13 protein-coding genes are annotated in these 10,436 nt (G+C 45.1%); 6 read left to right on the forward strand and 7 right to left on the reverse strand.

The features are described from left to right. Positions 1–26 precede the first annotated feature (26 nt). Complete coding sequence (locus tag VIM91_RS02810; protein ID WP_331863306.1) at positions 27–491, reverse strand: thioredoxin family protein; 465 nt, start codon at positions 489–491, stop codon at positions 27–29. 135 nt (positions 492–626) lie between these two features. Between VIM91_RS02810 and argC the strand changes: the two genes are divergently transcribed. From argC to VIM91_RS02840, 6 genes are all read left to right on the forward strand, one after another. After that, on the forward strand, positions 627–1,670 hold the full coding sequence (gene argC / locus VIM91_RS02815) for an N-acetyl-gamma-glutamyl-phosphate reductase (RefSeq protein ID WP_331863307.1): 1,044 nt from the start codon (positions 627–629) through the stop codon (positions 1,668–1,670). Between the two features lie 117 nt (positions 1,671–1,787). Then, positions 1,788–2,129: an iron-sulfur cluster insertion protein ErpA gene (erpA, locus tag VIM91_RS02820; RefSeq protein ID WP_029935992.1), complete on the forward strand. Its 342-nt coding sequence runs from the start codon at positions 1,788–1,790 to the stop codon at positions 2,127–2,129. 17 nt (positions 2,130–2,146) lie between these two features. Continuing rightward, positions 2,147–3,352 (forward strand): citrate synthase, encoded by a 1,206-nt coding sequence (locus VIM91_RS02825; RefSeq protein ID WP_331863308.1) that lies wholly within the window; start codon positions 2,147–2,149, stop codon positions 3,350–3,352. 239 nt (positions 3,353–3,591) lie between these two features. Continuing rightward, entirely contained in the window at positions 3,592–4,020 is a 429-nt protein-coding gene (gene rplM, locus VIM91_RS02830; protein ID WP_331863309.1) for a 50S ribosomal protein L13, read from the forward strand. A 10-nt stretch (positions 4,021–4,030) separates the two neighbouring features. Continuing rightward, positions 4,031–4,423: a 30S ribosomal protein S9 gene (gene rpsI / locus VIM91_RS02835; RefSeq protein WP_331863310.1), complete on the forward strand. Its 393-nt coding sequence runs from the start codon at positions 4,031–4,033 to the stop codon at positions 4,421–4,423. Positions 4,424–4,593: 170 nt separating this feature from the next. Further along, entirely contained in the window at positions 4,594–5,034 is a 441-nt protein-coding gene (locus VIM91_RS02840; protein ID WP_331863311.1) for a PAS domain-containing protein, read from the forward strand. On the opposite strand, the gene VIM91_RS02845 is transcribed toward VIM91_RS02840, so the two are convergent. The 6 genes from VIM91_RS02845 to VIM91_RS02870 form a co-directional block, all read right to left on the reverse strand. Continuing rightward, complete coding sequence (locus VIM91_RS02845; protein WP_331863312.1) at positions 5,035–5,898, reverse strand: MerR family transcriptional regulator; 864 nt, start codon at positions 5,896–5,898, stop codon at positions 5,035–5,037. A gap of 25 nt (positions 5,899–5,923) precedes the next feature. Further along, entirely contained in the window at positions 5,924–7,381 is a 1,458-nt protein-coding gene (locus VIM91_RS02850; RefSeq protein ID WP_331863313.1) for a deoxyribodipyrimidine photo-lyase, read from the reverse strand. Continuing rightward, positions 7,378–7,893 carry a chalcone isomerase family protein gene (locus VIM91_RS02855; protein WP_331863314.1) on the reverse strand — a complete coding sequence of 172 codons (516 nt, stop codon included), beginning with the start codon at positions 7,891–7,893 and terminating at the stop codon, positions 7,378–7,380. Before VIM91_RS02855 ends, VIM91_RS02850 begins: the two co-directional genes overlap by 4 nt. Beyond that, complete coding sequence (locus tag VIM91_RS02860; protein ID WP_331863315.1) at positions 7,890–8,432, reverse strand: DUF3833 domain-containing protein; 543 nt, start codon at positions 8,430–8,432, stop codon at positions 7,890–7,892. Before VIM91_RS02860 ends, VIM91_RS02855 begins: the two co-directional genes overlap by 4 nt. Further along, a complete protein-coding gene (locus VIM91_RS02865) occupies positions 8,429–9,649 on the reverse strand; it encodes a cyclopropane-fatty-acyl-phospholipid synthase family protein (protein ID WP_331863316.1) in 1,221 nt (406 codons plus the stop codon). The genes VIM91_RS02860 and VIM91_RS02865 overlap by 4 nt, the downstream gene beginning before the upstream one ends. Further along, positions 9,643–10,436, reverse strand: a 794-nt coding sequence (locus VIM91_RS02870) for a DUF1365 domain-containing protein (protein WP_331863317.1), incomplete at its 5' end; no start/stop codon positions are given. The genes VIM91_RS02870 and VIM91_RS02865, both read right to left, overlap by 7 nt.

Here is a 10,436-nt window from a genome sequence, read left to right on the forward strand (position 1 = left end):
TATCTAAAATAGTAAATACTGAAGGTTTAACGCGCTTCAAGTTCTTGGATGGCTACTTCAAGGCGACTGTTTAATAAATGTCCAAAAAAATCATAAGCACCGTTATTCATAATAGGGCGTGCGAGTTCATTCCCTTCCCCATCTAAGAACACTAAGCTGGGCAGTTCTACAATGTTGTGGAAGAGCGCAAATTCTTCAGGGCTGGTCGTTTGGTTATAAAAGTCGGTCAAGGTCTCTGGGCTATCAATAAAGACCTCAATAAAGCGCGTGCCGGCCGGATATTGCTCAAACCGAATGATGGCATTCAAAGCGCGAGATTTTAGCTTTTCACAAGGCAAACAATAACTGGCGTTAAAAAAAATTACGATCGGTTTATTGTCCTGTAAAGCCTGTTGACCCACTTGATAAAGATTATGTTTAACTTCCATGCTAGGCTGGGCGATCACCAGGCCTGGTATTAAGGCCAGCAATATTAAGGCGAATTTTTTCATAAAGATCTCGGTTTGTTGTTCAAGTTGATTTCTATTCTAAGCAAATCGGCGAATGGCGTGTGAAATTTCAATGCAAGTGTGTCGGGTTTCGATAAAATAGGAACATTATCTTGCAGAAATAAAGAGGAACCGGTTATGAAAAAGATTCAGGTAGGCATTGTAGGCGGCACGGGTTATACCGGTGTGGAATTGTTACGCTTATTGGCGAATCACCCGCAGGCAGAAGTTAAGGTCATTACCTCTCGTTCTGAAGCAGGTATGAAAGTGGCTGAGATGTTCCCCAATTTACGCGGCCATTATGATCTAGCTTTTTCTGAACCGGATATGTCCACGCTAAGCACTTGTGATTTGGTGTTTTTTGCCACACCACACGGCGTTGCAATGAGTTTAACCCCGGAACTAATTCAAGCAGGGGTGCGTGTCATTGATTTGGCCGCCGACTTTCGCTTAAATGATTTACAGGTTTGGGAAAATTGGTATGGCATGGCGCACACTTGCCCTGAAATTATGGACGAAGTGGTGTATGGCTTGCCCGAGTTTAACCGTGAAAAAATCAAAACCGCCAAGGTGATTGCCAACCCAGGCTGTTACCCCACGGCGGTTCAATTAGGTTTTCAGCCTTTGCTAAAAGCAGGCCTGGTGGATATTGATCATTTAATTGCGGATGGTAAGTCTGGCATCAGTGGTGCAGGCCGTGGTGCAAAGGTCGGCTCTTTAAGTGCTGAAACCAGCGAAGGCTTTAAGGCGTATGGTATTAACGGTCATCGTCACTTACCTGAGATCGCAGAAGGTCTAAATAACATGGCCGGATCACGGGTGAATTTAACTTTCGTACCGCATTTAGTTCCGATGATTCGAGGCATAGAAGCGACTTTATATGGCAAGTTAAACCAAGACTGGTCACAGGCGCAGCTACAAACTTTATTTGAAGAGCATTATGCACAAGAATCTTTTGTGGATGTGATGCCTGCCGGAAGTTTGCCCGATACCCGTATGGTAAAGGGGTCTAATATGTGTCGGATGGCGGTTTATCGCCCAGCTGGCGGTGATGTCGTGGTGGTGACCTCGGTCATAGACAACCTTGTCAAAGGCGCATCGGGCCAGGCTGTACAAAATATGAACCTGATGTTTGGCTTGGAAGAGACCTGTGGCTTAGAACAAGTCGCGTTAATGCCTTAGTTCGAGTTCGCAGCCAATAGGCTTTTGGTTTATAATGATCTACCCGGTCGATAAAACTGGGCTGCCTAATTTGGGCGCTGATTTATCGATACGGCAGCATAAATTGAGGAGACGACCATGTCTGAGATGCCAACCCCAGTAAAATTTACCGAACAAGCTGCTGCGAAAGTCAGTGGTTTAATCGCCGATGAAGGAAACCCAGATCTAAAACTGCGCGTTTATATTAGTGGTGGTGGTTGTTCTGGTTTTCAGTATGGCTTCACATTTGATGAAGAACAGGCTGAGGACGATACCTCCGTTGAACGTGATGGCGTAACTTTATTGATCGATCCAATGAGTTTCCAATATCTTGTTGGTGCAAAAATTGATTATCTAGAAGACTTGCAAGGTGCGCGTTTTGTGATAGAAAACCCAAACGCCACCACAACCTGTGGTTGTGGCTCGTCTTTTAGTGTGTAAGTGTTAAGGAAGTAAGCATGCAATATATTCCAGGATTGGCGGGCGTTCCGGCCACCGAATCGAAAATTTCATTTATCGATGGGCAAAAGGGACTGCTCACTTATCGTGGGTATGACATTATGGAATTGGCCGAGCAGTCGTCGTTTGAAGAAACCACGCTGCTTTTATTGTTTGGTGAATTACCCACGGCCAGTGAATTGGCCGATTTTGATGATCAGTTGCGTAATCATCGTCGGGTTAAATATAATATTCGCGAAATTATGAAAAACCTGCCAGAAACTACCCATCCGATGCATATGTTGCAGGTGGTGGTGGCAAGCTTGGCGAGTTTTTATCCCAGTACCGAATACATGAAAGGCGGTACTGAGAACCAAGACTATATCAACGATGTTACCGTTAAAATTATTGCCCATATGGCCACTTTGGTGGCGCAGTGGGAACATATGCGAAACGGTTATGACCCGATTGAACCGCGCAAAGATCTAACTTATGCCGAAAACTTTTTATATATGGTCACCGGCGAAGAACCCGATCCTGATTGGGCGCGTTTACTTGATGCTTGTTTGATTTTGCATGCTGAACATACTATTAATGCTTCCACCTTTACCACGATGGTAACCGGTTCAACCTTGGCCAATCCTTGCTCGGTTATTTCTTCAGCCATCGCTTCTTTGTCTGGGCCACTGCATGGTGGGGCAAACCAGATGGTAATTGAAATGTTAGAAAAGATAGGCCGCCCAGAAAATGCACGTGAATATATTGAAGATCGCTTAGCAAAGAAAAAAGTGATCTGGGGAATGGGGCACCGCGAATACAAAACCAAAGATCCGCGAGCCACGATTTTGCAGCGCTTATCTGAAAAACTCTTACAAAAGAAAACTCAAAGTGGCGAACTGAGTTTGATGTTCCAAACCGCACTGGAAGTGGAAAAAGTTTGTGAAGAGCATTTAGGGCACAAAGGTGTTTATCCGAATGTGGATTTTTATTCAGGCATTCTTTATAAAGAAATGGGCTTTGATCCCAAGATGTTTACCTCCATTTTTGCTGTGGCACGCTCGGCTGGTTGGATGGCGCATTGGCGTGAACAATTGCAGAACAACAAAATTTTCCGTCCAACCCAAGTTTATACAGGTGCAGGGAACTCTTGTTATCTAGCAGTTGATCAGCGTGGAGAAGGGATTAGTGCGATGTTAAAAGATCCCTCAGCGGTGAGCGATCGTTAAACAAATTTTTATTGAATTGAGTCGTGACCTAAAAACGATTCAATTCATTGGCTTAGGAAGGCATTTAAATTACGTCTGAATGCATATATAAGTTGAAACCTGGTTGCATCTTCTTTATAATCTCCGTTCTTATTAATCCTTCCCCCTCTTATTGCCCGTTAAACAGTAAGGATGCGAAGTTGATCTGAATAAGATTGAGTTTGCAGTTTAGGATTATTTACTAGATTAGGATTTTTGAAATGGGAACATTTGTAGCAAAGCCAGCAGAAGTAAAACGCGACTGGTTCATTGTTGATGCTGAAGGCAAAACTCTAGGTCGTTTAGCGGCTGAAGTGGCTTTACGTTTACGTGGTAAGCATAAGCCTGAGTACACTCCCCACGTTGATTGTGGTGACTATATCGTGATCGTTAACGCAGAAAAAATCGGTGTAACCGGTAACAAGCGTGCGAACAAAATGTATCACCGTTATACAGGTTATGTTGGTAACTTAAAGACCATGTCGTTTGAAAAAATGATTGAGTCTAAGCCTGAGCGCGTGCTTGAATTAGCCGTTAAAGGTATGTTGCCACGTGGTCCGTTAGGTCGCGATATGTATCGTAAGCTTAAAGTGTATGCCGGTACTGAGCATCCACATACTGCACAACAACCACAACCACTAGAGCTGTAAGGGGAATTTCATGGCAGCAGAACAATATTACGGAACAGGTCGTCGTAAAAGCTCAGTCGCTCGTGTATTCTTACGCGCTGGCTCTGGCAAGATGATGGTTAACGGTCGCGAAATGAACCAATATTTCGCTCGTGAAACAGATTTGATGGTGATTAATCAGCCATTACAAGCAACTCAAAGCGAAGGCAAGTTTGACGCGTACATCACGGTAGTAGGTGGCGGTACAACGGGTCAAGCAGGTGCAATCCGTCATGGTTTGTCACGTGCCTTGGTTGCTTATGAAGAAGGCAACCGCTCAGCGCTACGTGCACGTGATCTATTAACACGTGACGCACGTAAAGTTGAACGTAAAAAAGTCGGCTTGCGCAAAGCTCGTCGTCGTCCACAGTTCTCGAAGCGTTAATTTCGTTTTCGGATTCTGTTCAAAAAACCCGCTTCGGCGGGTTTTTTGTTTTTAGCGCTTAAATAAATGAGTTCGGAGTTGTATATTTCCTTAGTTATTGACGCGGATTTGTTTTAAACCTTTTGTAACCTTGCTAGAATGTCGCAAGTAATGGCTCAATGGGATAGCGCATGAAGAAGTTTAATTTACGTAATGAATTGTTATTGCAGTTGGTTGAAAACGCTCAGGATGGCATTGTGCTCGCCGAAAAGGAAGGTGAAGATACGATTTTGGTTTATGTCAACCCAGCGTTTGAAAGGTTAACAGGCTATTCTTCTGATGATATTTTGTATCAGGATTGCCGCTTTTTACAAGGTGAGGATACAGATACCACCGCAGTGAAAAGTATTCGTGAAGCGATCGAGGCAAATCAGCCAGTTAGAACCGTATTAAAAAACTATCGCAAAGACGGTTCTGTTTTTTGGAATGAGTTAAGCGTGACACCCTTTTATGATGAGCTAGACAAGATCACTTATTATATTGGTATCCAAAAAGACGTAACCGCTCAAGTAGAACTTGCGTTAGAGCTAAAAGCCGCCAAAGCCGAAATAGCTCAACTTAAAGGCGCTTAATTAACTCAGCGGCAATAACCAATTCGGCCAACCACGTAATTCACAATTCACGCTGGGTGGCGTTTGTTCTTCAATTTTGTCAGAGCCCATCACCCAAGTTCGCATGCTGGCAAAGTGTTGAAACCAAACCTGCCATTCCATTGAAGGGGTGGCGCTTTTATCCACCAAAATCATGCCATATATATTGAGTGGTTTGATCATTTCTTGTAGATTTTCAAACGGGATCTGTTCATCTAAGCTAATCGGCTGATAGCCTTGCTCAAAACAAAAAATCGCGAGCAATTTGGTGACCCAGTCGTTGTTTTTACGCGTTGACTGAATAAAGATGCGTTTGCTGGGAAGGTGGCTGCGCACTTGGAAGTGATGCAATCGGACATGCAGGCGTTCTTGCAATGCACTATGCCATACTTTAATCGCAAGTGCGTTGGTTTTGTTTGCGGCCAATCGGCTATCCAACTCAACTAATATTTCCAGTAAAGGCGATAAGCTGTAATCGGCTAACAAGCGATCCAATATACGTTGAATTTTCGCTAGGTTGAGTTGTTGAATGGCTTGCAAAGCCTTATCCAGAATAGCGAGCTGTTCTACTGGGTCCGATGGATCGATGCGTGACATATCGGGTGTGCTGGTTTCAGATAAAACCGCTTTTACTCGACTTACCGGAATACCTTCGTCCATCAGTTTAAGTGCTTGATTTAAGAAATCAATATGCTCTTGGGTGTAGAGTCGGTGTCCGGATTCGGTTCTGACGGGCTCAATCAAATCATAGCGTCTTTCCCACGCGCGCAGGGTAATGGGCTTCACGCCAGTTAGGCGGGAAACTTCTCGAATTGGATAGAGAGCGTTTTGATCAATTGAATTCATAATTTTGCCATCATACTCTATAGGGTTAATTTTGCAACTGTAATGTTTGTGTATAACTTTTCTGAGCGGCGACCCGATCTAGGTGATCTTGGCGACTTTTTGCCAGATCAATGCTCGGAATCCGGTAGTTTTTTTGTAGATCAAACCCGATCGATCGTGTCTCGCTTTGGTGTTGCCAAGGCGCATGCGCCCATTTGGCAGGTATGGGTTTCAGTTCAGGCAGCCATTGCTTAATGTATTGCGCTTGGGCATCAAAACGTTCGCTTTGCACGACGGGATTAAATAAACGGTAATAGGGCGCGGCATCGACACCACAGCCTGCTACCCATTGCCAGCCCATCGCATTATTGGCTGGGTCGGCATCGATTAGTGTGTTGGCAAACCAGGCCTGACCTTCACGCCAGCTTAAGTTGGCATTCTTGGTTAACCAGGACGCCACTAACATACGAACGCGGTTGTGCATCCAACCGGTTTGCCATAGTTCGCGCATTCCAGCATCGATAATCGGCACGCCTGTTTGGCCTTGTTGCCAATCCTGCAGGTGTTCGGGATTATTATCCCAAGGGAAGTGAGTGAATTTAGTTTGAAAACTTTCGCGTTCCAGTAATGGATTAAAGTGCAATAAATAACGTCCGAACTCACGCCAAGCCAGTTGACGGATAAAACTATCAATGGCATGGACATCGTATTGCGGATAGGGTTTTAATGCTTGTAAATGATGTAGCAGTTCTCGAACAGAAAGTTCACCAAATTGGAGATGAACAGAAAGTTTACTGGTCGCGGGCTCTGCAGGAAAATCCCGTTGGGTGGGGTAGTCATTTAAGGCCTCTTCACAAAATCGTTTAACTTGTAACCAGGCCTGGTGCTCACCGACTTGCCAATGAGCCATCATGCGTTTTGCCCAAGTGGTTTGGCTGAGGGTGTTTAAGGTGCTGGGTAATTTCAGCCAGGCGGGCAAGGCTGGGGTGTCTGGTTTTGACGTCTTTAAATTGTCTGGAGCTTTTTGAGGGTAAGCAACTTGATTAAATAAGCTGAGTAATTTTTTATAAAATGGCGTAAAGACCGAATAGGTCTGTCCCTTTTGAGTTAGAACTTGTTCAGCCGGGTACCAGGCCTGGTCGAATGGCTGTAGGCGTATTTGGTGTTGTTGGCAAACCTGCAGGGCCAGATTCTGTTGGCTTAAAAAAGGTTCACCCACTTCATAGTGATACAAAACCTCATCAATTTCAAAGTGGCTTAAGAGTTGATTGAAACTTGCGATAAAGTCGCCTTCAAGCATTAATAGCTCATGGCCTTTTAAGTGCAGCGATGCTTGTAAATCTTTTAAACTGTGGGCAAGCCAAGCACTATTTGCTTCGCCAATGGTATAGGCGGGATCATGCAGGTAAGCGAACACGATTTTGTGACCTTGCTTAATCGCGCGCACAAGCGGCGCGTGATCGCTAAGACGTAAATCGCGCTGAAACCAGATTAAACTGGTCATGATGTTGGGTCCTGCTCAATTAGATCGCCCAACAGCTGGGTTTTCAATTTATCTGACAAGGGCGACTCGCCTAACCAAACACCAAAATACACGGCTTTAAATCCGGGCGTTTTGATGCGCACCAACTCTTGACCGTTCAGTATTAAAGCCGTGCCCAAATCAGGCGTGTGCGCCAATTGGTAACAGTCGTTTTTATTTACGTCTTGATAAGCCGCATGTAAACGCTCAACCGCTTGCTGATGCTCTGGGGTTAAATTATCCGGTAGTGCATGATTGGCGCCATCTACAAAATTATTCACGCTCAAACTGCGCGCATAACAAAGCTCTAGTTGCGCCGCGACTTGGTCGGTTAAGACTTCATCCGGCTTGGTGCCTGCGGGGAGCTTTAATTTGGCATCGTAAAGTTTAATAAATCCCCAGCGCGCAGTGCCTTCTCCCGTTGTGACCAAAGATTGGGCATGAGCTGTGAAGGCGAATAAAAAAGTGCTGGCGATAAAAAACAGGCGCTTCATGATGCTTTATCCGGTTTTTGGAAGAACAGGGTCACCTCACCTACGCGAAAGCCCCATTTGGTGACTTTGGCTCGGTTGAGCATGACGTTATCGGTTTGTAAAAACATCCAGTCGTCAAACTTGACATGGGTGCTGGAGTCCTTGTAAGGAAGGTCAAGGGTATAGCGCCAATTAAATACCGATCCGGAGGCCTGTCCAAACGCTTTACCTATGACATCGCCGGCACGACCTTCATATTGATTTTCGCCGACTTTTTTAATTGTCCAAATACGTTGTTCGGTTTCACTATCGTCATAGACAAACTGTTCATCCAGTACCAAAATGTCTCCATCAACTTTGCCTTGGATATCAACCCTAAAGCGGCGTTGTAATTCACCGGAGCGAGATTGGAATTGTCCCCAAGCTAAGGTCTGACCTTCGAAATACTCGAATAAGTCCAACTTAGGTTCGGTGTGTTCGTACTGATTTGGGCTCATACTGCTGCATCCTGTAAGTAAACTAAAACTTAATGCGAAGGTTAAAAAAATTCGACTAGTCATAGTTGATGCTCCAAAGTGATTTGAACCACATCGGTTCGTTGCGTTTCAAAGCCGACTCGGCAATAGTCCAAGTAGTAATGCCAGATGCGTTGGAAGCGCGCATCATAGCCCAGTTTTTCCAGGGCAGGTCGTTGCTGATCAAATCCTTGACGCCAACGCAGTAGGGTTTCGGCATAGTCTTGGCCAAATGACAGTTCGTTGGTCACACTAAAGCCGTGTGCTTGTGCTAAATCATGCAATTGGGTTTTAGAGGGCAATAAGCCGCCTGGGAAAATATAGGTCTGAATAAAGTCGACTCCGTTTTGGTAAGAGTCGGCATAGTCTTCGTCAATGGTAATAATTTGTAATACGGCTTTGCCGTGCGGTTTTAGGCAATGCTTTAGTTGTGCAAAGTAGTCGTGCCAATATTCTTTGCCGACGGCTTCAAACATTTCGATGCTGACGATATGGTCAAATTGACCGTCTTGGTGACGATAGTCCGTTAGGCTTAAGCAGGCCTGGTGGTCGAGCCCAGCGGCACGCAGGCGGTGTTTGGCAAACTCGAGTTGTTCGCGTGATAAGGTAATGCCCGATACTTTTGCGCCTTGACGTGTGGCTTGTTCAGCAAAGCCGCCCCAGCCACAGCCGATTTCTAAGATATGCTCACCTTCTTCAAAATCCAAGGCATGCAAAATACGTTGATATTTACCTACCTGGGCCTCAGCTAAGTCTTGATCCTCGGTCATAAATAACGCGCTGGAATAACTCATGGTGTCGTCTAGCCAGAGCTGATAAAAATCGTTGCCTAAATCGTAATGTGCGGCAATGTTGTCACGGCTATTTTCGATTGAATTATGGTTGGCTTGATGACGTTTTAACATGCGTTTATAAAACCAACTGTGACCTTTTAGGGTGCGAGCTAAGGCGGCTTCGTTGGCCGCGCCCAGTTGCAATAAGGAATGTAAGTTTGAGGTCTCAATTAAACCATCGGCATAAGCTTTGGCAAATCCGAGTTCGCCTTGGCTAGCTAACAACCAAAGAAACCGTAAGGGTTTGAGTAAAATAAGATCGGCATGTACGCCTGCTTGCTGACCATTAAAGCGGTGTTGATGTTCGCCAATCTGAACCGTGAGTGAACCAACGTCGAGTTGATCAAACGGTAATTTTTTTAACAGCATTGAACCGTAAAACGGCGTGCGTTTAGCCGTCAGCGGGCTGGATTGGGTTTTACTTAGCATAAGAACATCTCCGAATGACTGTATTGAACCGACTCTAAATGTTTCGGGGTGCGGTGGAACTTTCCACCTTTTAACCAAATTTTGAGTGCCCACCAGTGAATTAAACCAATCACCTTGAGCATACGAAAAGGTGCCCAGCCCGCTAACTTAAGCAGGTTGGCATTGTTTAATGGACGGTAAGTGCCTGTTTGACTAGCAAAGAAAAACGCGTCGTCATCGCGTGTTTCACGGATATAGGTAGACACCTGCTCGGTCGGTGGGCGTAAGCGAAAGTGGTAACGAGCTTGCATGTCGATAAAAGGTGAAACATGAAACACTTTGTCCGCTTGAGCTTTAATGTGGCTGGGTGAGCTATCGGTCGTTTGCGGGTTAAGCTTAAGCACATAATGATGCCATTGACCAAAAGTATTGCTGACCTCGGCGATGACCGCAAACAGTTGGTTTTGTTCGTTGTAGGCGTACCACATGGCCAAAGGGTTAAAGGCATACCCTAAAATACGCGGATAACAAATAAGCTCAACACGCGCCGGGCGCGCAAGCTGGTATTGGGCTAAAAAGCCATCAATCCATTCGCGCCAATTTGTGCCGTTACGTGGGCCATGGTCGCGCTCGTTTAAACTCACTAGATTAAAGCGATTAAAGCTAAGCCAACGCAATTTAGACGACTCTTGTTGGATTTGATCAATGTCGACTTTGATGCTGGTAGTGGTGTATTGAAAGTAATACGCCACCGGCTGCATGCGTTTATGCATGACTTGACCAACATACAGATTTGACGCCATCTTAA

This window comes from Thiomicrospira sp., assembly GCF_036568485.1.
GTDB lineage: Bacteria > Pseudomonadota > Gammaproteobacteria > Thiomicrospirales > Thiomicrospiraceae > Thiomicrospira.